Here is a 23,762-nt window from a genome sequence, read left to right on the forward strand (position 1 = left end):
GCAGAAACGGGGTGTATGAGACTGATGATTGCATCGCCGCTTTTGTTGAGGTTAGCTGAAGCGAAATCATGGAAGGAAGCAGGCTTCAAAAAGAACTCCAAAAACCTGCCCGGCCGGAATACACTGCCGTTAAACCTGTGGCAAAGAGGGGGCTAGTTACTTCCACCATCAACAATATAAGGCTGCAGAAAGGAAGATTCAACAGGTTTCAAATAGTCATTAAGTTTTTGCTCTTTTAGTTCAAGCATATAGTTGTTAAATACTAAAACATTCTTTGGATCACATCTTTGAGTAATTGTCGTGGGTAGCTGTTTTAATTCTGTGGCCCATTCATCTTTGCTCAATTCTCCGGATTTCAACTCGTGGCGGACGCAGTTATTTTTAACATAATAATAGGATTCCAACTGACTTGACACTGGAGATCTGGACATTTCTTCTTTGCTAATGTTGGGTTGGGTATAACTTAGGTCAAGAGGTGTGGGCTGGTGGGCTGAAATCTGCTCTACAAATTGCAGCGTGTCGTTCCAAACATAGAAAGACTTAATCTCGTAAGTTAAGTTTTGAAGCTCATAAGATTCTTCTTTTGGCCCTTTGTTGATATTATAGCCATACTCAACAGTTATGAGTTTTAAGTTCTCCGCATCGTCGAAATAGTAAATTCGTCGTGTATTATTGCTAAAGGTTCGAACATCTTTTCCGCCCCACGAATCATCAAATGAATACGTACTAAAATTTTCATGTGCTGGCTTTCGGCTTAGTATATTTGTATAAAACCCTCCAAAAAATCCATCAAACACGTCGACATGAGTATTCGGAAAGACCTTTTGTATGTAGTTGTTTTTCCGTTGATTTACATCATTTACCCTCATTTTAATAACAGAGATTGCTGAGTCGATATTAATAGACTCTATTTTTGTTATGCCCAACTGTTCGTAAAGTTCTTCAGCGCTAGACTTAGGAGTTGGCACTGGCTCAAGCCCTCTCATCTTTCTAACAGCATTGTATCTTTCATATGTTGACATCGCCTTGATTTCGGTATCTGAATAATACATGAGCAAGGAATCTCTCAAACTCATAGGGCTGGATTGCTGGCCAAAGGAGCGGAATGAAAGCAATAAAGAAATTATTACAACTAAAAAACACAGCCTCATATCGTCTATTTCTTTACTTGTTTTAGGTAGAGATAATTGAGACATTAAAAAACTTCATGACCATGTTTTGTTGGTGTGCCAGGTTTCAAATGCACCTGCCTTACGATAGGTGAAGTTAACAAAGAGTGAAGAGGATTTTCGTTCTAACCTTAATCGCTATTTGTAGAAGTCATATCACTTGACTCTGCTGCTTATTTTAAGGACACTTTGATCGATATCTTGTTTAATCAGCAAGTTACTCGGATTGGCGAAAATCATTCCTTCTAATTAGGATTAACTATATATGGCTTAAGAAAAGATGTTGGGACAGGATGAAGGTACTCGTTTTCCTTCCTCAAATATTCCTCCCGTTCGTGGAGTAAATTACGGAATACTATAGCTTGATAACTATTGCCAACTTCCTTATAGTCGGTGGGCAACTCAGCTAATTCATCCCTCCAATTCCACCTTTTGAACTGCCCTCTATTAAAATACAAATCAAAGCCTTGGTTTCTGTAGAAATAGGAAATTCTCCTAGTGACGTGGACATCTGCTGTGTCAATTGTCACCAAGTTATACATAGATGGCTCAGTATCGTAGTATTGCTTTGCCTCAATTTGCTTAAAATAAATCAATGAGTCATTCCAAACGTAGTAGTGCCTTTCGTCATATTGGTAGGGAACCTTGTCCTCCCAGTCCCATTTACCACCAGTGTTAATATTGAAACCATATACAATAGAGATTAATCTTAGGTCACCTTGCTCACTAAAATAGTACACCCTCTTAGAAATATTACTATAAATAGTTGTATCGTTATTTATGCTCAGAAGATTTTTAAACTCTTCCTTTATTTCTCTCTTCCGCCAATCCTGGTAAAACTGTTGGAAGTTAGTGCTAATAATGTCCACCCAGCTATTAGGGTAAATCTCCTGAGAGTAGCTGTTTTTTTCCTGGTCAATTTCCTGAACTATCTTTTCTATTTGGGGCACTAAATTTAGCCTTGGGAAGTCCCTAATTACAGGAACTCCATTTTCATCTAATTTTGAAGCACCTACTTCTGAGGTTTCTTTTGGAGGAAGCCCTCTTATTCTCCTAACCTCTTCCCACATTTCATCAGTACTCATCTTCTTTAATTCCTCGATTGTAAATTGCTGAAGAAGTGAATCTCGGAGGTTTTTCGGTCTTTCTTGCGCATTTGCATCAAGAGGTAATTTTAGAAAGACAAGAAATAAATATACAATCTGTTTTTTAGTCATCTAGTCTACCTTTTTTTGATTGAGATACTTTGAAACTGCATCCTTTTTTATCTCGAAATGCATGTAGTCAACATTAGCCGAATCCCACAATCCACCCCATTGGACATCTTCCTCTGAAATGAATGACTCAATCAATTCCACCGGAACTTCGCAAAAGCCGTTAACAAAAATATATTTAATAAAGTCTTTATCGGCAGCCTTCGATTTTAGTTGACCAGCAAATGTTTTAAAAACTGAGTTTGAAAGGTCACCGTTTGGAACAAAATTCATTACGATTCCCTCTCTAAATTCTTCATAATCCTCTAACATCGATGCGACAACTGGCATCCTAATATTGTCAATCGATGAAAATACCGAAGTAATTGTTTCATCTGCAAAGCTGCTCTCCATAGGAGATAAATGATCCTTCAAAAAATGTACCCTTTCCGAAAACTCAGCAAATTCTTGTTGAGCGATCTCATCAAACAGCAAGTAGCCAAAATCTGGCATTCCGGTTTCAGAATAGATGATTTTTTCCAAACCTTCTAGTAATACATAATAATTGCTGATTTCAGTTTTGTCAATTATGCCAAGGTCAACTCTAGCTTTTATTTTCATGAAATCCTCAAATGGATTCCTTTCAACTAAGTTCTGTATTTTATACGAATTTGATATCCCTAAGTAGCCATCTACTCGAGAATATATATTTTCTAAGCTATCAAACCTAAACCCCTCTGTCGACTGTTTGAAAAGCACGCTTGCCTCATTTATAGTTTTTGGGGAGCGTGCATTTCTATCAAAAAGATCTAAATTAGTTATGTGCTTTATTAAAAATAATAACTCAGTCTGGTCATTTTTAATGTAGTGGTTGTGATTTGATTTTATATCTACAACTAGTCCGTAACTGTGATTGCTTACAGTATTTTTATTTGCCCCATATTGAGGTCTTATCCCTATCCCATAGATATCTCCGCTGACATAGCGGCCACTGGATTTAATGTCTGCTATGTTTTTTTCAATTGACCTAAGCTTTTTTGCAAATGTCCAGTGAACTCGAATGTTGTTGCCGAGGAATTCCACCTCCTCGGAGTTGTCATACAAAAATTGTAAAGGGTTTTCTATTTCCGAAAAAACCTCTCCAATCCCATCCGATTCGCTCCGTAGCAAACCTTCTACTTTCTTATAATCCCCATACCCGTCGGTTAACTTCTTTACATCATCAGACACTTCCTTCCAATCTTCCCAAGCTGTTTCCACTTCGAAAGGGATTTCTCGTATCAGGTCTACAAAAGTTATAAAACCATTTACGTCGGAAGGAGACTTGAGTACAGTACTCATGGGCCTTGCTCCGAAATCTATTACCCAATGTTTGTAGGTTTCGCTTATTCTGTTTTGTTGCGCAATCCCTAGAAACAACTTGTACTGATCTTTATTCTTACTCGTTAAGATTGAATCCCCCTGAAAAACAAGGCCGTGCCAATTTATAGCACCTTTTGCGCTGAGAGGCTGACTTGTTGCATACACCACTTGGCCATTTCGCATTACAAACAACACAATATTGAAGTTGCTAGGATTCAGGCTATTGGAGTTGATTGCTTGCTCCCATTTGTTTAACTTATATGACAAAGTGAGTTGCTTTATCCCAATTAGGTAGTTCGAATCATCTAACAAAACTAAACAGTTGGGTGACTCAAAATCATCAACCAAAGCTCCCTCCTCATCATCATCAAACAACGTCACCACATTCACCGGATCGTGCACGTAGTCCCACTGGTATTTATAGAGGGTAGTGCCAGTGGGGGTGTAGTCCATCAGATTGGTGGTCTGGTTTTGGGGCAGGCCCTTCTCGCTGAAGGTGTGCTCGAGGTGGAACACGCCGTGGCCCAGCTCGTGGGCAATGGTTTTGATGAGGGCTTCGGTGTTGTTGTGGTTGCCAGCAAACACGAATCCCCACTGCTTCTTGCGGGGCATGTAGCCCAGCTTATTTGGTGTTTTGGGTTTATCTACCAGGAAAATATAATAGGCGTCCTTTTGCCTGTCGTGGTTTTTCCGAAACTCAGCGATCAGGGCATTCATCTCGCCAGTGTAGTTGGAGAGCATGCCGGTTTCCCCGTCGTTCAGCTTGCCGTCGCCGTCTTCATCCCAAGCCATGCCAAGCTGCACGCCGGGAAGCACCTCCACATCCCAGGTGGCAATGGCTGAGGCATAGATCTCGTTCAATGCATCCCGTAGGACAGCTTGTGTAATACCACCACCAGCCCCATTTACCGGCACAATCTTTACACTTGTGTGCTCTTCATCGTAGCTGATGGTGTTGAGCAAGCCCATGGTTAGCCCGTTGTCGGCCGAGGTGAGGGCCAGCACTTCGCTGGCGGTGCCGTCGCTTGCGCCCATCAGGGACACTTTGTAGGTATTGGCATTGCCTGGGGTGGCGGTGATGGTTACGCCGTCCATTTGGAAGACAGGTGTGACGTCGCCTGCGGCAACGGCTGTCACCTTATCGGGTGCATTGCTTTTCAGCGACTTCCAGGCGGTACGCACCGTTTGACCGGCAATCGTTGCCGTGGGGTAATCAGCTGCCAGCTGTTCGTACACCATTTGGTCGAAGCCGTAGGTTGGCAGGCCGTCATCATCTGCTGGCGCTGCCTGAAAGGTAACCAGGGCCAGGGCATCCTGCGGAGAGGCTTTGAGTTCCACCCGCTGCAGCGCTGCTATCAGTGCACTCACCACTGTTTCCTTCGCCTCGTTGGGTGTGGAGAAGGTGGTGGAACCCAGTTGCTGTTGGCTGGTGGAGGCAGCAATGGAATCTACTTCGGCCTGGCTGATACTGAGCAGCTCGTAGACCTGGGATGTTTTGCCCGTGAGCTCCAGCCGGGTGGTATAGCCAGTGGGCGGCCCTTCGGTGGCTACTGGCACAAAGATGATTTTGGCGGCCAGCAGGTTGTCGTTGTCGGCCTTGTTGATTTTGCCGAGGCGCTGCTGGCGGAAAATACGGGGCCAGAACTCATCGCTGTCGATATAGCCGATGGTGAGCACCTGGATATTGTTGCGCTGCATGAAGCCATCAGTAAAGGCCGTGAGGCGCTCGTCTTTGGCAATGCGGCCCAGTGCCAGGGAGTGGGTGAGCCGGGGCAGGTCAAAAAGGCCCTTCATGATGTTACGGGCTTCGGCCTCCGATATGGTGATATTGTCGAGGGTGTCACCCTCCTGTGGAGGAACAGAAGGCTGCTGGGCATGGCTTTGAGGCACAATTGCCAGCAGAAGCATCCATAAAATCAAGTAAAATGCAGGGCTATCTATCTTCGATATCATGCCAGCGGAGATGAAATTAATAGATGGTATTCCGCTATTTTAAAAAATGATTTACATGAAACCCCTTGCAAAAATGACTCCATCTGGCTAAAAATAGGTAATAGGCTGAAATAATATAATCAGATATCAAAATACGTACTTATTTTTTATTTGCAAATAGGGGTTGGTTTTTAAGGAAGAAAGTAGTGCAAAGAATGGCAGGTGGGGTTTTGGGGTGATGGTGCTTCGGTTTGGTGCGAAGGGCTGGCACCCTTCGCATGGGTATTCCACTCCGTCCGGCCCCCTTCAGGGCTTTTATCTGAGCATTCGCCGTAGCGCCACCAGCCTTGTTTTGGACGACATGATGACAACGCCACAAAAGTTCGAAAAAGAGTAGGCGCCGCAGATGCAGTATAAAAACTTCTCTCACAAGCCGTTTAATGCCATTTAAGTCATTTTTGTTTAAAAACTTTTGATTTATTGTGTTCTTCAATAAATCAAAATGCGTATGGAGGATATCTACGTTTCAAAACTTAAGGAAAAGTCCAGCCAACAGCTCAAGCAACTTATTCGAAACAAAGACAAATACAGGGCAGAGGCTGTAAATGCAGCCATTCGCATTCTCAATGAGCGTGATGGAGGTGTCAGGCCGCTTTTGAGCCAACAGGAAGTGGTGAGGCGTAGGGAGCGCATAAGTGATTTTGACTGGCTGTACTTGTGCTTCAATTTAAGATTATACATGAGGTCGTTCAAAGTCAACGACCTGATCAATCCTCTAGTAGCGGCACTATTTCTTCTTTCTCTGACAGAAATAGTTGAATGGTATGCCAATGAGGATTTCATGTCGGACAATTCTGGCAAGCTACAATCCATTTTTGTGCTTGTGGCGGTACTTTTCTCCCACCTGCTTTACAGACTTGATCACGGTTTTTCCAACAATTTCATCGGAAGAGTATTTAGCGACACAATCCTGAGCTTCTTCTTTACGATCCTTGAAGACTTGCATGGCTTATTAACTGGAGAAACCTCAGGCGTCTTTCCAAAGGGAGCGGCCAGCTTTTTTGGAGTCGTCTTCGCAATGGCGTGGCTGGCATTCTTTTTCGAAACATGCGTGGGTTTGGTCAAAAGTATTTCTAGATCTTTCAAATGGCACATCTTGTAAAAGTTAAACTCGGAATTGTCGCCTTTTCGATATTCACGTTGGTTTTCATGCACCTTCATGAGAGTCAATTCAATACAATTGCCACTTATACACGTTGGACCCAGGTGGGCTGGGAGCATTTTCATGGCTGGGCGAAGCCTTTTACAGGCTGGGCTGCGGGTATTTCCAGCGAAATATACCTCGAGTACGATTCAGCCAAACAAAGCTGGCACGCCTACGCCGCCATGAACAACCTGTATTCATGGGTGGCAGAAAGAAATAAAAATTCCAACGACCTGCTCCTTCATGAACAATACCATTTCAATATTTCCGAAGTGCATTCACGTATGCTAAATGACTACATCGCCAAAAACCCCGAGCAATCGGAACATGATTACAAGTTAAAGTTGTCTGCCCTTCGCTCCGAAAAAAACGCCATGCAGGACGATTACGATACCGAAGGTGGTCACAATCTTATTTCTGACTGGCAGGCACGGTGGGAATACAAAATTGATTCTATGTTGCAAGCTTACGCAGGAGACAGTGGCATCACTATTGACTACTATGCTGGCGCCAAAATTTTCTTCCCTTCTTTACCTCATTTTTTCGGGGGAATCAATAGTGCCAACGTTGCCTACAGAATCTTCCAGTTGGATAAATACGATGTATCCTTGGCAATTAGCCTATTTCAACAGCCTTTTGGAATAGATAGCCTTAATATTGACACTCTTAAAAAAAACTATTACGACGGCGACTCACTTGTAATAAGGGTAGCAACATTAGAGTCAATAAATGGCTTCCCGGCCTACCGGTTCGTAGCGTACGACAGCAGTTCCAATGAAACCCATCACCACCTCTGGACGCAGAACAACGACTTCCGATACAAGCTTACGCTGGATCACGACGGCGATACAGCAAAAACAGCAGGCTACTATGATATGGCCAGTAGCTTTTTTAGGGGCTTCAGCCTGTTCAATGCGGATCCCTATTGGATGGATTTGCATAGCCGACAGGGCGAGACTATTTCATGGTCCGGGCCAATGGAAGACCCCAGCCCGGAAGATAAAAACTCTAATTGTTTTGTCTTTGAAGATAATGCCAAACACAGCTTCTATAGGGGCCCTATCTTTCTGGACGACGGGAGTTTTATCATGGCCTACGACGTACTACAGCACTCTGATAGCCTGGTAAAGGCGATGATTATGATTGCCAACAACCAAGTTTACTCGTATGATAAAAAAGAAGGTGACTTTATTTTCACTGCACCAGCTGAAAGACTCAGTTCATCGCTGTTCGAGGTTTCCTTCGGATATCTGCTCGAAAAAGATAGCCTTGCCGGATGTGAACCCTTTTACTACGAACAAATAGTAGCCAGCAGAAATACCACCTCCCAACCTTTGGATGTCGCCCTTGAGTAAGGAAAAAACGGTATGGTGCTGGTATATTCTATATCGGAATATAGAATATTACTCCTGTATGATCCTCGACTCTACTCATTCAAATTTGGAGTGATTTTACCTACATGCTTCAATGCGTCCTCAATTGTTCGCTACGCTAAAAGATTTAGCTTTGAAAATACCAGCTCTATACCTATTTTCTCCCCCTAAATTCAAAGCCAACTTTCACCATGATTCAAAACACCGTCACACTGTCTAGCGAATTTAAAAGCCAGGCTACCAGGGCAGTCTTATCTATCATCTTGTTTATTTTCACCTACGTGGTAATGGTTATTCTGGCCCTGGGGTTGACTGCCCTTTGTGTGTATGGCGGCATCATGCTCATTATCACCTACCCCAGGCTCATTACTATTCTTCTTGGCGCAGGCCTCGCCAGTCTTGGGATTCTGGTGCTGATTTTCATGGTTAAATTCATAACCAAATCTCACAAGGCGGACCGGTCCCATTTGACAGAAATCACTAAAGCTGACGAGCCAGAGCTTTTCAACATGATCCAGCAAATTGTCGATCAAGTGGGCACCAGCTTTCCCAAAAAAGTGTATCTCTCTGGAGAGGTAAACGCATCGGTGTTTTACGATTCTAGTTTCTGGAGTATGTTTTTTCCAGTGAAGAAGAACCTCCAGATTGGCCTGGCACTGATAAATACATTAACACTTGATGAACTCCGGGGGGTGCTGGCCCATGAGTTTGGTCATTTTTCTCAACGGACAATGAAGGTTGGTAGCTATGCGTACAATGTCAACCAGGTGATTTATAATATGCTTTACGATAACGAGTCCTACGACGGTCTCATCCAAAGTTGGGCCAGCGTCAGTGGCTACTTTGTTCCTTTTGTACGGGGAGCACTCAAAATCATCATGGGTATTCAGTGGGTATTGAGTAAGATCTACGGGGTGGTGAACATTAGCTACATGGGTTTGTCACGGCAAATGGAGTTTCATGCCGATGAAATAGCTGCCCATGTTACAGGATATGCCCCGCTGCGAAATGCGCTGCTGAGACTTGAACTCGCTGATAACTCCTACAAGACGGTACTTAACTATTACGGCGAAAAGGTAGGCGACAAAATCACCAGCGAAAACCTATACAAAGAGCAGACCTATGTGATGCAGCTTACTGCACGGGAAACGGGAGCGCCTATCGTTAACGGTTTTCCTCAGGTGACACTTGACGAGCAAATGAAGTTCAATAAGTCGAAGCTGGTTATCAAAGATCAATGGGCGTCACACCCCATCACCGAGGAGCGGGTAGAAAGGCTTGAGAAGACCAATATTAAGGTGCCGACGGGGCCTCCTCAGCCAGCGATTACCATTCTTAAAGACCCCGAGGCCAGGCAAAAACAATTAACTGAAAAGCTGTTCAGTGGGGTGCAGTATGCTGGCCCCACGGAGTACCAGCCTTTCGACGTTTTCACAGATAGCTTTCAAGCCGAGCAAATCAAAAACTCTTTCGACAAACGCTTCAACGGATACTACGACCGAAAGAACCCGGTCAAGTTTGATTTGAACGAAGCCAAGAAGGAAGTGATCGTTGATATGAGTCTCTTGTTTGCCGACGATAAGTTAGAAATGGTGTATACGTCCATTGCGTTGCAAAATGATATTGAAATGATCACCCAAATAGCCACAGGAGCCTATCCGATGAAAACCTTTGACTATGATGGCAAAAAGTACAAGAGGGCTGACGGATATGCTTTGGTAAAAGAGCTAGAGGTAGAACAGGAGCAAGTAGATGCAGCCATTAGGCATAACGATGTGGAGATTTACGCTTTCTTCCGGCAGCAAGAAGCTGCAGCTGGAAGCGATAGAAAGCTGGCTGGACTATACTCCGACATTTTCGCTTATGAAGAAGCAGGAGACGAAAGAGTCAAATTGTATAGCGAGCTGATCAATGCTACAGAGTTTGTGAGCACTACCACCCCGTTTGATGTCATCGACATGAATTTCAAGTCGGTGAGAAAGTTAGAGGATAAAATGAAGGTGCATCTCAGGGAGTTTTTGGATGACCCCAGGTATGTCAATGAGATGTCCACAGAAATGAGGGAGACCCTGGAGGCATATGTGGCCAAAGACCTGATCTATTTCCTTAACGAACAGTACATAGATGCCAACTTGCAAAAGCTATTCCAGGCCGCCAATTATTTTTACTACCTGGTATCGAGGGCTTACTTCCTTAGAAAAAAGGCACTGGTGGACTATCAGGCTGGGTTGCTGGAGAAGTAGCGGGGGCCTTCAGAAGTTGCAGGAGAGTGGCCGCCAAAGGACCTCCAGTCCCGTTAGGGACGGTATGGCGGTAAACGTCAAAAGTAGCGGAGTGTAGTAGAGCGAGTGCCGTAGGTACGGTATATAAAACATGGCAGCGCCACAGCGACGGCAGGGTTAGTGTGGTTGTTTTGTTCCAAACTCGCCGGGGCAACAAGCCTATATAGCTTCACACAACCGACCACCAGGAGCGCTACGGCGCTGCTATCAAAATATAAAGAGGTATCTCAGCGAAAAGAAAAGCCTGTTTGCGGCACCGATATCACAGACGTTTCCGGTTTTGCGCTGTAGTTTCTAGTGCGGTCAAATGACACCCGCCATGAACTGGTTCTACTATCTCGTGTACAGGGAGGGTGTATTTCATGCAAACAAAAGACACTGGTGGATTAAAAGAGGTGCCCCGCCTCCTCTTTGATCAATTCGTCGACGCAACCAGTTGGCCATTTTTATCATACAGCTCCCCCGGGTCGGCGTCATTGTTCCAGATGTATTGCTTTTTCCATAGGATAGCCGTGCTGCTGGCTGCTGCCTGGCTGCCAGATACCACGTCGACAGACTCGCCCGGCTTGAGCTTCCAGGCAGGGAATTCAAACTGCTGGTCGCCCACGGTGCTCACCAGCTTCCATTTTTTCAGGTCTACCTCCTGGGAACCGATATTGGTGATCGTGGCCACTTCCGTTCTCGGATTCACCGAAAGCGTGACATGTGTGGCGGCTGTTGCCGGTGCTGCTGTACTGGGCTCGAACCATACTGGTGCCAGCCAGGCCATGTCAAACACCTCAGCATCGTCGTCAGTTTGGATTACCTTGATGTAGAAATACTGACTACCGCCTGCGTACTTCACGCCACTGATGTTGAAGGTGCCATTACCAGAAAATCTTTCCTCCTTGATCACGTCTGCCTGCTCAGCGCCGCCTGGCTTGTCGGCATATACATCTACTGTGTAGTAGGCCATTGGCTCGTCGCTATCGTTGATGCTTATGCTGACCGTTAGTTCGCTACCAACCGAGGGCAACTGATCATCGCTGAGGATGCTTCCGATAAGCTGTCCGTTGATGGTGGCCACTATTTCAAGGTTTTTGTCCTGTGTGGCATATACATGCCTGCTCGCCAAGGCGTCCAAAATGGAAGCCTTGTCGAGGCTGGGGGCTATTACAGCCGTTCTTGTGTCGGCCACTGAGCCCCAGTCTCTGCGGTGGTTGTCCTGGTCGGCGGTGGGGGCCACGTGAAGACCCATGTTCAGGTACCTTTTAAATTCACTTTCCGATGGCTTTGCCGGGTTGCTTCCCTGGTGTGAGGGGCCATTGATGATGTTCATCAGTTGGGCATATTGATCCAGTGAGGCAAGCCATTCGGCTTGGGTAGGAAAGTCATCAATGCCATACTCTATGGCATTGGGGCTGCTGCTAGTGGCGGGATGGTTCAGTAATAATATGGCATCCTTGCCCCTGGAATCCTTATGCGCTGGCAGCCAGGTGGTCAACAGCTTATCCCACTCGCCATTGGGCACATCGGTCGTTTGTATGACGGCGTCTGCCTCCAGCACATTACCATGATTGCCGGAGGAGATGGAAGAGAACTCCTGCCCATAAATAGCCACAAATTCCCCGTTTTTCGTGTAGCTGTTGGCATACGACTTCAGGGAAATGGGGGTAGTGCCATTATAAAGCTCAGGGCTATCGGCAATCTTGCTCCTGGCGCTTTTATGGTTGTGCTCGGTAACCGCCAGAAAATCGAGACCGGCCACATCACGGGAATGTTTGTAGGCCTCATCGGGCGTGCCGGAGCCATCGCTGTAGGAGGTGTGGGAGTGGAGGTTGCCAAAGTAGACTTTTAAGTCCTGCGCTTGCGCCGTGGCGCATAGCAGCAAGGCTACCAGAAAAAGCTGAGTTGGTTTCATGGTTATTAGATTGTTTGAGCCTTTACAAAAAGTTGCTGTGAATACATGCGTTTTGCCATGTTGATTTAATGGTTTAGTGGCCAAAAGGTCACTTAGTGTTCACTTGTTTGGCGGGGTCTTCAAAAGCCTCTTCTTGTCGAGGTCGGTCAGAATATACCCTACGACTTTCTTTGTGAGCACTTTTGCCAGCTTTCCGACGGTAACGGCAAATACTCCATTGATACCGACTCCGGTGGCCCAGGCCCCCAGCCTTCTGAACCAGTTACTTTTGTAGTGGTTTTCCAGCCACTTGTCCGCCGTGGCATGTGCCATCGTTGGCTTAGGGTCGGCGGTTCTGTTTTTCGCCAGCTTCAGTAGTGTCAGCACCCTTTTTTGCATTTTCGACTCCAGATCAAAAAGCACCCCGGGATCATATTGTGGCCTTTCCGAAACATCGTAGTGGAAACGTTGAATACCAGGGTTAGCAAGATTGTCGAGAACGATGTTGAGATCAGGAATAATGGGAAGGTGCTTCACTCCCCCGATGGTCACCTCGTACTTTTTAACACTTTCTTTCGTCCAGCCTTCATGAATAGGGTGCTTGTTGCCCTCTGTATATGGCTTACTGAACCAGTACCTGAAAAAATTCCGAGCGTTGTTTCGGCCGAGAAAAAAATCGTGCACTCTGAAGTTGACGTCAAGAAAACCTCCAAAGGCATTAAACGAAGCAGAAGCGATGGGATATTCCTCTTCTGTGGTCTTTTTTCCGTTCTCATCGGTGTAGTAACGCTTTGGAAAAATAACTCCCCGCTGATAGTCGCCGTTGAACTGATCAATCACCTCACTTCTTTTAACCTTCGACTGGTCCCACAGGGTGCCTATAATTTGGGGAACCACACCGATAAGATCGCCGGGTATCTTGTATTTCGGCGCACTGTCGAGCCGGTCAGGAAAAGGATCGATCATCACCAGCCCATAGTCTTCTGTGTTAGATTTTTGCTTGAGAATGCTCGCTACCTCCTTGTAGGGCTCGTTGTTAATAGCGCCGCCATCCACGCCCACCGATTCGAAGCCGTCATCGAGGCCATTGATCGTAATCAGATTGTCGTCGTCGGGGTTTTCAGTGCCAAAATCTCCGTAAATAATACGCTTCACTACAGCCTTGATGTACTCCTTTTTGAACTGTGTGTTGTCAAACCTTCTATATTTTAAGCCGATAGGGAAGGCACCAGTGGCGATGGTTGACAGCTGCATTTGACGGGCGTAGCTATCGGTATACGGATTGAGCCACATATACGCATCTTCGTCTACAGGCTGCCCTCCATGGAGCTTAAAATGCGACACTAAAAAATGCTCGAATGTGGTATGCGTTGGGCCATGCTTTCTTCCTTTTGTGGTGGCAAAGTCTACTTCAAGAGGGATGCCACGGAGGAGCGTATGGGAAAGTAGCACCTCCAGATCTTTAGAGAAATAAGGAGCCAATCCATTCACCTGTGTAGGAAGCATTCTGCCTTCGGCGAAGGTAAATGCCTTGCTGGCGATGGCATCAATCACCTTGGAATTGAAAAGCGACGAAATATGTGCGTCGCTGCCTTCGAGATCATCGGTGTCCCAAATCTTCTCAAAAGTAAGCCGTGTGTCATCATTAAGGTGCACCCAGCTGTCGTAAAGCACATTGAACGACTGCATGGGGTTGGCGGGCACCTTTTTTACCGGGTTCACCTGGCCTTCCAGCGCATAAAGCGACGTCATGATCGTGGCCATGCCGCCTGCCGACGCACCCCCCATGGCGTCGATCACTACGTTGTGTTGTGGAATGAGCTCTTTTGGAATACCTTCTACCTTACCTTCTTTCGCTCGTTGCCAAAGATCCAGTATTTCTATGAGGTAGTCGATAACGCCAGCTGTATAGCAGCCTGCCGACACAGCGCCGGCCATAGTGAGACCCAGGTGAAAAGTAGGTTGGGAAGTGGTTTTTTGAGCCATGGAGAGATTGAATTAGAGGTTAAAAAATAGCTAGTGAGGCGCAATGGTGAGTAGGTTCAGGTCATTCCAGAGGTGCTGACTGGCTTTTCATAATATGGTTAAAAGTATCACGGCCAACATTTCTATAGAGGTATTGCAGGGCTTCATTGACTGATTTCATGGCCGACATCTCCGTCATCATAATATCGAGCTGCCGTTGCTTTTCCTCTGACTGCCAATCGAGGTTGTCCCGCAGGTACAAATAGGCCAACCGGGCAATTTCCTTCACATCAGCCTGCTGTTCCATTGCACTAATGATCTCATTAAAGTAGTTGAGCTCCCTGGAGCGGATTTCATTGGTGAATGACTGCCTGACGTTAGGGAAAATGAAAGCCAGCAGGTCCGACACCTTGATGTGGTTTTCGGCACTTTTGGCGTACTTACTGATGGGCATGTCTAAAAAGCCCTTCGACGTAAAGCCAATTAAAAGCGATGTCATCATCACTGCTCCAAATGTTGCAATGCCAGCCTCCATGGGGGTGTCTAGAAATATTGCTGTTTCAAAATCCGGGAGGTAGTCAGGCTGCACCACTTTTGAATAGGAAAGCAGCATGAGAAACACAGCGCTGACCAGGCCGTAGACAGCACAGTATTTTCTTAGCCTGCGAGTGCCCCTGAGGTAATAGTAGTAATCGCCATACTCGCTGCTGAGCTCAATTGATTTTGCCAGATAGCCCCCAAAGAAGGCGCCCATGCAGCCAAGGATTAAGAAAGCGTAGCTTGGAATTAAAAAATTTGACATAGCATTTTCATTTAAAATAGTCATCAAAATCTCGCACCTTAAACGGCCCATCGCCGTGTTTCTTGATCGTTACTTGCTTTTCCACCCGCTCAATCTTTAGGCTTTTTTCAAGCTCGGAAAGTGCACTTTTCACCTGCGTTTCCAGTCGGGGGAAGACATCAAAAATCTCCTTCTCCTTCATAGACCCCTTGGCTGCCTGAAGTTTTTCAAATACTTCAAGGGTTAGCGATTTTTTGTTCCAGTCTGAATTCATAGTTGTCTTTTTGTGAGTGAATGATAGCCGCTTTCACCAGACGGCGTTAGTGAAACTCAGAATAAGTAAGGCGGAGAGTATCGTCGGCGATTGCGATTGCTTAGCCTAATTTTACTGTTATAACGCCAACTAATTTGGTGATTATTCAAATGGATGTCAATACCAAAATATGAGTATTTGTCTGTTAATGAACACATTAATGCTTCTGATGGTGTTTTTTTGATGACATCGAGCCCCTTCATCCAAATTGACGATGTTACGATGCCGTCTTTTTGAGTGAGAGCAAGCAGACTACTCAGTGCTCAACAAAAGCCAGTCTCATCAGGGACGACATGGCGGTAACCCCATCCCGATAGCTATCGGGAGGAGGAGTGAAAAAGAGCGAGGGCCGTAGGTACGGTATATAGAAGCGCCACCTGGCGCAATAGAAGTGGGAACGATGCTTTGCCAACCCGAGCCACTCGGAGTAGAAGCGCCATTCGGCCATCAATTCAGCTGGATCTCAATTAAATACAGAATAATGAGTATTGACCTTGAAAGGAACTCCCAGTATCTTAAAGGTAAAAAAATGAAACCAGCGCTAATCTATTTATTTTTTCTTTTGCTTCTGCCGCTGCTTTCTCCCGGACAGAAAGTGTATGTAGTGGACTCGCTCACAAAAACTGTAAAGGGACAGCTGCCATTTGATGAACCTTTTATTTTGAAAGTACAAGACAAGCACCAGTCAATCGAGAAGGTGTTGCTATATCGACTATATTATAAAAAAGGCGAACTAACCGACGAAAAGAATCCCCTAATTCAAATAAAACCCCAGACCATTGAGCCCTTTTACCAGAAAGAGGCCAGACATTTTGAAAATTATGCCTTCCTGGATATTGAAGCGCTTCCTCCAGACCTGACACTGGAGGTCAGATTGATACATAAGTTCAGGAAAGCCCCCCTCATGGAGCTTTATGGCGTTTTTAATGAATTCAAGAGTGGTGAGGACGATAAGGCATACAAAAAGTTGAATGTCCTTCTTACAAAATTACAGCCCACCTTTAAGGACGTCCCTGTCACATCATTTGGATCAACGTGGATAACTGACGCCAACCGGGAAGTGGGCCAACTGAACCTTTCGCCTGAAGTAAGAGGTCAGGAGTTGCTCAAGGCCTATCACAAAGCAATCAAGGACTTCTACAGTGCCAATATTGCACCCGCATTCAATTCTTTATATTCCGCCACTTTTTCGCCAGCTGTTAGCCACCTGAATAAAAGCAATCTTGCTATCCTTGAAAAAGACGCCGCTGTCAGTAAGCTTAGCCCCGAGCTGGTGGCATTGCTCTGGAGTCTTTTGGATGCGGGCAAGCTTCAAGGTGTTTACTTGGGCAGCTATGGACCTATCAATAGCGCCGGTGTGCAGCCTGCCAAAATTTACGAACTAGAAAAGCGTATAGGAAACCTCTCCAGCTCCCTGAAATATTTCAACGAGCTGAGGGCGATGGCTGATTGGTTGCAGTTGAGGGACAACGTCAACACCTCAGTGTATACCGGCCTGCTCACTGATTTACGGGCGATCATTGTGCAGCTGACATCCAACAGAATGTTTTTGTCCGACCTCAACGATCAACTGATGGAAAAGCTGGACTCAAGCGACCAGATCCGCTATACCACCTGGTTTTCTGGCACCAATGAAGTGCTAAGCTTGAAAACAAGAGGCACCTATTTCATTATTCCGGAAATAGGCTTGGTAAGCATCTTTGCCAATGGCACCAATACCGACCAGCTATTTGTCCGCCCCACATTTGGTGTATCTTTCTACCTGAGGCAAGTCAACAAGGAGATTCCCTATAAGCACCTGAAAAACCAATTTTTGCACCGCTTTTCATTTAGTCTTGCGCTTTCTGCCATTGAAATAACAGATGATCAGTATAGCGATTTCTATAGCAAAATGTCATTACTGGGAGGTGCCAACTATAAACTGACTCGTTCACTCTCATTCACCACCGGTATGGCCTTGCTCAACAAGAAAAACCCAATTCCTCTCATTATCGACAACGACCTGGTATTGCGATACTATGCAGGTATTAGCCTCGATGTGGATTTTGGCGCACAACTTTCGAAACTAACAGGAAAATTCGGTCTCTGATGAAAAAGAATATATACTACCCCATGATGTTATTTTGCGTGCTCGCCACCGCTTGTGTTGAGGACGAGGCACCAGCCATCAGTGACGTCATCACCATGAAGCTCTCAAAGTCGGAGGTGAAGGCCGATGGGTCATCCACCGTAAAAGTTACTCTTGAGCTAAATGCCGATACCGATCCCACACTGCGAACGGCAGTGGTAAAGTCCACCGGAGGCAGCTTTGTCGATGGTGAGGGAACCAAGATTTCTACGAAGGCCATCAAGAGAAATGAAAAAGTACTGGCAGAGGTATTCTGGCGGGCGCCAGCGTCATCAGGCAAAGTGGGCATTTGGGCCGAACCTGAGCTGCCTGAGTTTGGAGGGCTTTACGTGGTAAGCGACACCATCGCCGTGGTTGCTTCTCCTCCCAAAACTATTTCTCTAACGGCCGATGCTTTCAGCGTTTATACCAACTTTGATAGTGAGCTAAGCTTATCGGGCCGGATGCGCAACGAAGAGGGCAACGGGGTGAACAAGGGCACAAAAGTGCAGTTGATGGACTACTTCGAAGACTTCGGCGGCAGTCCGGGTGGTTCGTTCAGGGCGGAGTCGCTCAGCAGTGACGGAGAGTCAAAAGTCTCTGCCATCTATTCCCCCGGGGCTATTTCGCCCGATCAGTATATATGGCTGGTGGCTACCGCCCTTGACGCTGCCGGCAACGAGCTTGAAAATGTAAAAGACTCGCTAAAAGTATATGTAAAGCTAAAAACTGAATGACCATGAACATGGAAGAGCTAATCAAGGATTACAAAAAACTACTGGAAAAGCATGGTATCAGCAGCGTAGCTGTGGTACAATCCAGAAAAAAGCAAGCAGGAGCCACTGCAGCGGTTGAATGCCCGGAAGGCCAAAAAAAGGTAAGGGTGGTGGGGCCTGACGGCAAGGTAACCTATGTGTGCATGTGAGGTTATTGGGCGGCAATGCGCAGAATGTCGTCGGCATGCGTCGGGGCCATCTGTCTCATAGACTATTAACTGCGAATCCGTTCCAATGCCCTGGCGAAAATCTTGGGGAGGGGCTGATCTTGCAACGAAGGCCTCTGTTAAGTTTTTAATATTTTGTATTTTCATTTCAAATTCGGAAATGCCCGGTTGATAAGCAATTGATCGAACCCATTATTCTGGCCCTGGTTCGATTAAGAAGAGACGCTATTTTTATGTAAATGTACCCATTGGAATAGGGCGGTTTGTCCTGGGTAAACACACCGAACCAACACCATTCTGTTAGCCTGTTGCAGGTGTGCGTTCGTTTGCAAATTGATAACCTAAAACCACCACAGCTATGAAATTGTCACAACTGTTTACACGTGCCTTGCTGCCCTTGCTGCTAATCGGCTGTGCAAGCCCCAGAATGCAGAGAGATGTGAGCGAGGCGCATGCGAAAGACCTCCGATTCCTCATGGAGAACGATTCCATTCGTTTGATTGAGCTTGATGCTGCTAAAACTGAAAAAGCGTCGATTGAGACCATGCTTTTAGCCACTGAAGCGGAATTAGACGAGGCAAGGGCAATGATGGAGCGCTTTAGAAATGAATTGGCAGAACCAATAGTTGCCGGCAACCCAATAGATGAGGTGTATGATTCCCTGCTGGCTGTTTCCAGGCTCTACCGGCAGCGATACGTGGTGGCTAATGGCGAAATTAGCAGGCAGGAGCAATACCTGGCAGACACACTGGCTGCCAGGCAAATGGGCCTTAGACAGCAGATCAGCGAATTAAGCGAGGTGGAATTTGATGGAGAGCTATTGGTGAATTGCCCTTCGACAATGCTGGAGACAGTGCCAGAAACTATTACTGCCGTAGTGAGCAAGGTATTAAACCGTCAGGAGATAATTGGGGCCATTGCGACGGCTCAAAATATTACTATCGATGAATCGGCTGACAATACCACTGCCTTTAGGGTCGTGCTCACAGACAAAATTCGCCTCTCCGTTGAGTTCGATCCGGCTGATTTCGAATTATTGAGTGGGGCCAAAAGCTTTGAGCGAACGCTCTCTGAGGGCAGGGAAGAGTGGTTTGATTGGTACATCAAGCCGCTGCGCCCCGGTTCCAATAAGCAGCTGGTGTTTGTGCTGGAGAATCTCGGCAGCAACGGGGAATGGCTACAGAGAATCCCCGCTCAGCGCAGAGAGATAGAGGTGGGCGTAAAGGCCAGTAGCTTTTTCGTTAACATATGGGTGTTTATAAGAGAGAACCCGGAATGGGCTTTGACATCCATTATCATCCCCATTGTTACCTTCCTGGTGGGATGGTGGAAAGGTCGGAAGAAGAAGAAAGAAGCGCCGGTATAAGTACTCCCTGTACGTCGGCGTACGTCGGAGCCCAACAAAAAAAATCCCGCATTCTCATGCGGGATTCTAGGTTGGGTTTTTACACCCTAGGGCACGTATCATACATCGTCAGATTCGTTCGACAAAAGGGCACTTGATAGCTCAGTATACTTGGTATACCTTACTGTACCCATATTTTCCCTCATCTCTGCGCTGGGCAAAAAGCTGATCTTGTTGCGCTTGATGCTGTAGTTACCAACCTCATCAGGCGTGTCGTAGCCTTTGCTGCTGATTTTCATTCAACTATCCAAAACCCGTTCAAAGACTCCAATCACTCTAAGCTGTTGGGCGGCATCTGTGGCCAGTACAATATCAGTATAGTTCGGATCGTCGGACAACGGTTTTAAGGTAATAGAATTGTGTTGCCAACCATCTCCATCGATGGTTTTGCTGCTATGGTATTCTTTTACGGTATAGCTAGAACCTGTGTCGGCATCTTGAAGGGAAGTGCTTTCGACAAGCACAATCTTTCCGTTTCTCGATCCGCCCTGGTATCTACGAAACAAACATATGGCGCCGTCAGGTATTACAACATTCATTGACCGGCCTACAACCTGACATGCGAACATATCCGTTTTCGGGTGCAAATCTGAAGGCAACTCAAGCCAATCTAACTCGGCCACTTTTTGGGACTCACTGAAGTTGCCAGCCGCTGCTCTCAGGTTGTAAATCGGGATGCAGTTTTCAAACGGCTTGGCTTCATCTTGTGTCAGTATTCTCAGGGGCGGTTTTTTATGGTGAAGTGCCTCTGGAATGTACTGAGCCATATATTTTCGGAGTTCAGCATCACAGATATACACATAGGCACCTCTAATTCCCCTTAGCATAATAGTCTTGTAGATATTGATAATGTATGCCCTCAACTGCTCGATATTGTTGATCGACATTTTGCCGTTTCGATCGAAATAATTTTCTTTAATTACCTCGATCTCTTTCTTGATTGGATTGTAGGTGATTTCGTTTCCAAAAATCACTCCAATGTAATTCAAGTCATATCCCTGGGTCGTATGAATACAGCCCACCTCATCGATAGCACCTTCGGAAGTTATCCAGTCGGATGCGACACTATTCCAACGAAGCCTGGTGCCTTCAATCTCGATATCGGTCATGGTTTTAGTGTCATCACCCTTGGATACCCATTCCCAGGAATAGCCGGCGACCAGGCGAGACAGACCGTATTGTGATTCTTTGGTTTTTATTTCGCTTACAAGATCATCTATACTTTCGAAAAGCAAGACCTCAAATTCCTCGTTGTTCTGAAACTGATTAATAGTCGCTAGCCGACAGTCTAACAAGTCATTGACAAACTCGACGTAGTCATTCCCCCCATTTACCCTCAGCTGCGATTTCAACCCTAAGAGAGTGGTGTTTGGGCTGTTCTTCAACTTTTGGAAGTCTTCTGTTTTTGCATCCGAAGGTTTGATCGATTGCGCCTCATCGTAGAAAAGTATACACTTCCTTGATTGAAGAAGCACCCAGTCTAATTCACTGCAATTCGCTTTATCGAGTCCCAATTTTTCGCATGCCGAATCAAATGAGCCAAAATATGTACCCAAGTTGACTCTTCGGCGTAATCGATGTGCCTCGTCAACAATCAAAATATCATACTTCTGTTTTACAACTTCTGCGGGCCCAATGACCATTGACGAATTGAGTCCCTTTACATTCTTGAAAACTTTTTTTAGGGTGTTGCGAAATGAAGCCATTGGAACAACAAGTCCAATTTTTGGATCGGGGAACTTGACTTTCAATTCGCTTAAAGGGTCAGTAAACTCCTCTACTTCCTGAAATTCCCTAAAATTGAATGAGTTGTCAGGTGATTTCAGAATTTTAGAAAGGAACAAAGCTAAGATGGTCTTTCCTGTCCCAGCCCCGCCCTGAACAATCGTGTTTTTGTAGGACTCGCTGAGCAAGCTATTAATTATTGCCAGTAGCCCATCCTTTTGGTCTTTGCTAAGCGTCTTATAGGGAGAATATTTGAATAAGTCTGAATTGTCGATGTATTCAATAGAATGTTCTGTTATTCCCTCTCCCCGTAGTTTATTCCAAATCGACCTCAAGGTATCCCAGTAAAGTTCTCTTTTCTGGAAGTAGGTGTGATTTGCCAATCCCAGATTGCCATTAAGTAATGTGTATACACCATCTCCTGAGATGTATTTGATGAGATTTGATTCAATGTCAAGTGTGGCAGATTTATTAAACTTGACGCTTGATATTAAGTGAACTGTGGTAAGCGTCTTTTTTCTCTGATTTTTTAAATGGGCAGTCATTCGTGCGTCCACGTCAGTAGTTTCCCCCACATAGGCTTCTTTGACGTTACCATCACTTATAATGTAAACAATTGGCCAAAGGTCTTTAGCGAAGTATTCACTGCTTAGAACTCTAGTTAAATCTGAAGAAAATTCGTATCGCTTGATTTCGAAGCTATTGGGTAATATCATAGCTCATTGTATTTCTTTGCATTTCCCTTTGCCTTATCCACAGGGTATTTCTGACCATTGATCTTGATTTTCTCAAGGACAATTTCCTTGACATCGAACTCGTATTTTTCAGCAAGCAGAAAAGCATAAGCAAGAATATCTGCTAATTCTTCCTTAACCTTATTCCTATTGGCATTTTCCGGGCTCTTCCAGAGGAACAACTCCAATAGTTCCCCAGCCTCTACATTAATTGCCAGAGCCAAATCTTTAGGATTATGAAATTGGGCCCAATCCCTTTCATCTCTGAATTGAATCAATTCGCTAATAATTTTCTGAATTTCTGCCATTAACTTGATAGTTGGAAGCAAGACGATTCTTTACGTTTTTAAATATACCGCAAAGAATGACTTAAATAAATATTTGAGAGGCAATGTCGACGCTTTGAATTGCTGATGAGTCAAAAGATGGCATTTGCTTAGCGTCAGATGCCTTACTTTAGTTTTTTGCCATAGTTGAATCAATCACTAAGAATTGTAGCTACTACTGGGAGACTTCTCCCTCGGTTCGAAGTGACGATCAGGTGGTGGTCGGTGGCTTCGATTGACGGATGCCTCCTTGGTGCCTGCCCGACCTTTGGCGGGAGGGACAGAGCCCCGAAAGCTTTCGGGGTGGGAGCCCGCTGTTAGTTTTTTCGTGCGCTGGTCGGCGACTGGCGAAGGCCTGACCCCTGCCGCCGTCCAACTATCGGTTAGGCTAGTAGGAACATTCCGGCGGCAAAGGGGGCACGCCCAAGCAATTGAAGGATTTGTTGATTGGGAGATTGGCATTCAGCAACGATTAAAGAGGTTACTATCTGCAGAAACGCAGAGAGTAACCTCTTTAATTTGGTTCTGTTGCAGGAGCGTAGAGAGTAACCTCTTTAATGCGTTTCCGTTGCAAGGGTGCAGAGAGTAACCTCCTTTCATTTGATGGTGTTGCGGAAGGGGGTTGCTTCGAATGGCGAGGGCTGGTAGGCTATTTTTATGGGTGGCAGCAACCGGTGGGTAATCGATCAGCCGGCAAGAGGTTTATCTTATCGCTCCTTGCTTTTTCTTCTTTCTGTTTTTCTTATGTGAAGTTTTAGAGCGGGCAATGGCGTAGCGTTCCTGTGTTTGAATGGCCCTTCGTTTTCCCTGGCGGCTTAGGGTGGCGGTTTCTTCGGCAGCTGCCTTGTTGGGCGTGCTTGTGGGGCTGTAAGCGATAGTGTTTGTGCTCTGGTTATCTTCCGGGGTGGCGGTGTCGCTGGTATGGGGTGCCACGGGTAGAGCGTCGGGTTGGACAGCTTCGGCAGCCATGTTTTGGCCGAATGACAATTGAGTGGTGATAAGAAGTATGAATATGGTGTAGGTTCCCTTCATGTGCTTTCCTTTGGTGTTAGACAAAGGTAACACGCCT

The 23,762-nt window shown here is 45.7% G+C and carries 19 protein-coding genes; 8 read left to right on the forward strand and 11 right to left on the reverse strand.

Annotated features, from left to right (window positions below; translation table 11 throughout):
• Positions 1 to 152 precede the first annotated feature (152 nt).
• The 3 genes from RIF36_RS09485 to RIF36_RS09495 all read right to left on the reverse strand — a co-directional run bounded on the left by RIF36_RS09485 (position 153) and on the right by RIF36_RS09495 (position 5,677).
• Positions 153 to 1,196, reverse strand: coding sequence for a hypothetical protein (locus tag RIF36_RS09485; RefSeq protein ID WP_350120671.1), 1,044 nt, complete (start codon positions 1,194 to 1,196; stop codon positions 153 to 155).
• Between the two features lie 218 nt (positions 1,197 to 1,414).
• Positions 1,415 to 2,386 (reverse strand): hypothetical protein, encoded by a 972-nt coding sequence (locus RIF36_RS09490; protein WP_350120668.1) that lies wholly within the window; start codon positions 2,384 to 2,386, stop codon positions 1,415 to 1,417.
• On the reverse strand, positions 2,387 to 5,677 hold the full coding sequence (locus RIF36_RS09495) for a hypothetical protein (RefSeq protein ID WP_350120665.1): 3,291 nt from the start codon (positions 5,675 to 5,677) through the stop codon (positions 2,387 to 2,389). It abuts the gene before it with no gap.
• A gap of 163 nt (positions 5,678 to 5,840) precedes the next feature.
• Here RIF36_RS09495 and RIF36_RS09500 point away from each other — a divergent pair, with 163 nt between their 5' ends.
• The 4 genes from RIF36_RS09500 (at position 5,841) to RIF36_RS09515 (ending at position 10,476) form a co-directional block, all read left to right on the forward strand.
• On the forward strand, positions 5,841 to 6,053 hold the full coding sequence (locus tag RIF36_RS09500; RefSeq protein WP_350120663.1) for a hypothetical protein: 213 nt from the start codon (positions 5,841 to 5,843) through the stop codon (positions 6,051 to 6,053).
• Between the two features lie 111 nt (positions 6,054 to 6,164).
• Positions 6,165 to 6,818, forward strand: a complete 654-nt coding sequence (locus tag RIF36_RS09505) for a hypothetical protein (RefSeq protein WP_350120660.1) — start codon at positions 6,165 to 6,167, stop codon at positions 6,816 to 6,818.
• Positions 6,803 to 8,215 (forward strand): hypothetical protein, encoded by a 1,413-nt coding sequence (locus RIF36_RS09510; protein ID WP_350120657.1) that lies wholly within the window; start codon positions 6,803 to 6,805, stop codon positions 8,213 to 8,215. The genes RIF36_RS09505 and RIF36_RS09510 overlap by 16 nt, the downstream gene beginning before the upstream one ends.
• Positions 8,216 to 8,424: 209 nt before the next feature.
• Positions 8,425 to 10,476, forward strand: a complete 2,052-nt coding sequence (locus RIF36_RS09515) for a M48 family metalloprotease (RefSeq protein WP_350120654.1) — start codon at positions 8,425 to 8,427, stop codon at positions 10,474 to 10,476.
• A gap of 454 nt (positions 10,477 to 10,930) precedes the next feature.
• Here the strand turns inward: RIF36_RS09515 and RIF36_RS09520 are convergent, their stop codons facing one another.
• The 4 genes from RIF36_RS09520 to RIF36_RS09535 all read right to left on the reverse strand — a co-directional run bounded on the left by RIF36_RS09520 (position 10,931) and on the right by RIF36_RS09535 (position 15,414).
• Positions 10,931 to 12,415 (reverse strand): CehA/McbA family metallohydrolase, encoded by a 1,485-nt coding sequence (locus RIF36_RS09520; RefSeq protein WP_350120651.1) that lies wholly within the window; start codon positions 12,413 to 12,415, stop codon positions 10,931 to 10,933.
• A 99-nt stretch (positions 12,416 to 12,514) separates the two neighbouring features.
• Positions 12,515 to 14,380 (reverse strand): hypothetical protein, encoded by a 1,866-nt coding sequence (locus RIF36_RS09525; protein WP_350120648.1) that lies wholly within the window; start codon positions 14,378 to 14,380, stop codon positions 12,515 to 12,517.
• Positions 14,381 to 14,441: 61 nt separating this feature from the next.
• Positions 14,442 to 15,161 (reverse strand): hypothetical protein, encoded by a 720-nt coding sequence (locus tag RIF36_RS09530; RefSeq protein ID WP_350120645.1) that lies wholly within the window; start codon positions 15,159 to 15,161, stop codon positions 14,442 to 14,444.
• A gap of 7 nt (positions 15,162 to 15,168) precedes the next feature.
• A complete protein-coding gene (locus RIF36_RS09535) occupies positions 15,169 to 15,414 on the reverse strand; it encodes a hypothetical protein (RefSeq protein ID WP_350120642.1) in 246 nt (81 codons plus the stop codon).
• A 568-nt stretch (positions 15,415 to 15,982) separates the two neighbouring features.
• Here RIF36_RS09535 and RIF36_RS09540 point away from each other — a divergent pair.
• From RIF36_RS09540 to RIF36_RS09555, 4 genes are all read left to right on the forward strand, one after another.
• Positions 15,983 to 17,542: a hypothetical protein gene (locus RIF36_RS09540; RefSeq protein ID WP_350120639.1), complete on the forward strand. Its 1,560-nt coding sequence runs from the start codon at positions 15,983 to 15,985 to the stop codon at positions 17,540 to 17,542.
• Positions 17,542 to 18,297 (forward strand): hypothetical protein, encoded by a 756-nt coding sequence (locus tag RIF36_RS09545; RefSeq protein WP_350120636.1) that lies wholly within the window; start codon positions 17,542 to 17,544, stop codon positions 18,295 to 18,297. The genes RIF36_RS09540 and RIF36_RS09545 overlap by 1 nt, the downstream gene beginning before the upstream one ends.
• A 2-nt stretch (positions 18,298 to 18,299) precedes the next feature.
• Positions 18,300 to 18,485 (forward strand): hypothetical protein, encoded by a 186-nt coding sequence (locus tag RIF36_RS09550; protein ID WP_350149340.1) that lies wholly within the window; start codon positions 18,300 to 18,302, stop codon positions 18,483 to 18,485.
• A 376-nt stretch (positions 18,486 to 18,861) separates the two neighbouring features.
• A complete protein-coding gene (locus RIF36_RS09555) occupies positions 18,862 to 19,869 on the forward strand; it encodes a hypothetical protein (RefSeq protein ID WP_350120631.1) in 1,008 nt (335 codons plus the stop codon).
• Between the two features lie 98 nt (positions 19,870 to 19,967).
• Here RIF36_RS09555 and RIF36_RS09560 read toward each other — a convergent pair whose 3' ends face one another.
• The 4 genes from RIF36_RS09560 to RIF36_RS09575 all read right to left on the reverse strand — a co-directional run bounded on the left by RIF36_RS09560 (position 19,968) and on the right by RIF36_RS09575 (position 23,725).
• Positions 19,968 to 20,147 (reverse strand): HU family DNA-binding protein, encoded by a 180-nt coding sequence (locus RIF36_RS09560; protein WP_350120628.1) that lies wholly within the window; start codon positions 20,145 to 20,147, stop codon positions 19,968 to 19,970.
• The gene (locus tag RIF36_RS09565; protein ID WP_350120625.1) at positions 20,148 to 22,349 is read right to left on the reverse strand and encodes a DNA/RNA helicase domain-containing protein; all 2,202 of its coding nucleotides are present in this window, start codon (positions 22,347 to 22,349) and stop codon (positions 20,148 to 20,150) included. It abuts the gene before it with no gap.
• Complete coding sequence (locus RIF36_RS09570; RefSeq protein WP_350073700.1) at positions 22,346 to 22,675, reverse strand: nucleotide pyrophosphohydrolase; 330 nt, start codon at positions 22,673 to 22,675, stop codon at positions 22,346 to 22,348. The genes RIF36_RS09565 and RIF36_RS09570 overlap by 4 nt, the downstream gene beginning before the upstream one ends.
• Positions 22,676 to 23,395: 720 nt before the next feature.
• Positions 23,396 to 23,725 (reverse strand): hypothetical protein, encoded by a 330-nt coding sequence (locus tag RIF36_RS09575; protein WP_350120622.1) that lies wholly within the window; start codon positions 23,723 to 23,725, stop codon positions 23,396 to 23,398.
• Positions 23,726 to 23,762: the final 37 nt, after the last annotated feature.

Source organism: Imperialibacter sp. (assembly GCF_040222815.1).
Taxonomy (GTDB): Bacteria; Bacteroidota; Bacteroidia; order Cytophagales; family Cyclobacteriaceae; genus Imperialibacter.

Bases quoted from the DNA above. Each gene is read 5' to 3' on its own strand.
- RIF36_RS09525 (WP_350120648.1), bottom strand. From the start codon at position 14,380: ATGGCTCAAAAAACCACTTCCCAACCTACTTTTCACCTGGGTCTCACT.
- RIF36_RS09490 (WP_350120668.1), bottom strand. From the start codon at position 2,386: ATGACTAAAAAACAGATTGTATATTTATTTCTTGTCTTTCTAAAATTA.
- RIF36_RS09510 (WP_350120657.1), top strand. From the start codon at position 6,803: ATGGCACATCTTGTAAAAGTTAAACTCGGAATTGTCGCCTTTTCGATA.
- RIF36_RS09560 (WP_350120628.1), bottom strand. From the start codon at position 20,147: ATGAAAATCAGCAGCAAAGGCTACGACACGCCTGATGAGGTTGGTAAC.
- RIF36_RS09505 (WP_350120660.1), top strand. From the start codon at position 6,165: ATGGAGGATATCTACGTTTCAAAACTTAAGGAAAAGTCCAGCCAACAG.
- RIF36_RS09570 (WP_350073700.1), bottom strand. From the start codon at position 22,675: ATGGCAGAAATTCAGAAAATTATTAGCGAATTGATTCAATTCAGAGAT.
- RIF36_RS09485 (WP_350120671.1), bottom strand. From the start codon at position 1,196: ATGTCTCAATTATCTCTACCTAAAACAAGTAAAGAAATAGACGATATG.
- RIF36_RS09530 (WP_350120645.1), bottom strand. From the start codon at position 15,161: ATGTCAAATTTTTTAATTCCAAGCTACGCTTTCTTAATCCTTGGCTGC.
- RIF36_RS09540 (WP_350120639.1), top strand. From the start codon at position 15,983: ATGAAACCAGCGCTAATCTATTTATTTTTTCTTTTGCTTCTGCCGCTG.
- RIF36_RS09545 (WP_350120636.1), top strand. From the start codon at position 17,542: ATGAAAAAGAATATATACTACCCCATGATGTTATTTTGCGTGCTCGCC.
- RIF36_RS09565 (WP_350120625.1), bottom strand. From the start codon at position 22,349: ATGATATTACCCAATAGCTTCGAAATCAAGCGATACGAATTTTCTTCA.
- RIF36_RS09535 (WP_350120642.1), bottom strand. From the start codon at position 15,414: ATGAATTCAGACTGGAACAAAAAATCGCTAACCCTTGAAGTATTTGAA.
- RIF36_RS09555 (WP_350120631.1), top strand. From the start codon at position 18,862: ATGAAATTGTCACAACTGTTTACACGTGCCTTGCTGCCCTTGCTGCTA.
- RIF36_RS09575 (WP_350120622.1), bottom strand. From the start codon at position 23,725: ATGAAGGGAACCTACACCATATTCATACTTCTTATCACCACTCAATTG.
- RIF36_RS09495 (WP_350120665.1), bottom strand. From the start codon at position 5,677: ATGATATCGAAGATAGATAGCCCTGCATTTTACTTGATTTTATGGATG.
- RIF36_RS09550 (WP_350149340.1), top strand. From the start codon at position 18,300: ATGAACATGGAAGAGCTAATCAAGGATTACAAAAAACTACTGGAAAAG.
- RIF36_RS09515 (WP_350120654.1), top strand. From the start codon at position 8,425: ATGATTCAAAACACCGTCACACTGTCTAGCGAATTTAAAAGCCAGGCT.
- RIF36_RS09520 (WP_350120651.1), bottom strand. From the start codon at position 12,415: ATGAAACCAACTCAGCTTTTTCTGGTAGCCTTGCTGCTATGCGCCACG.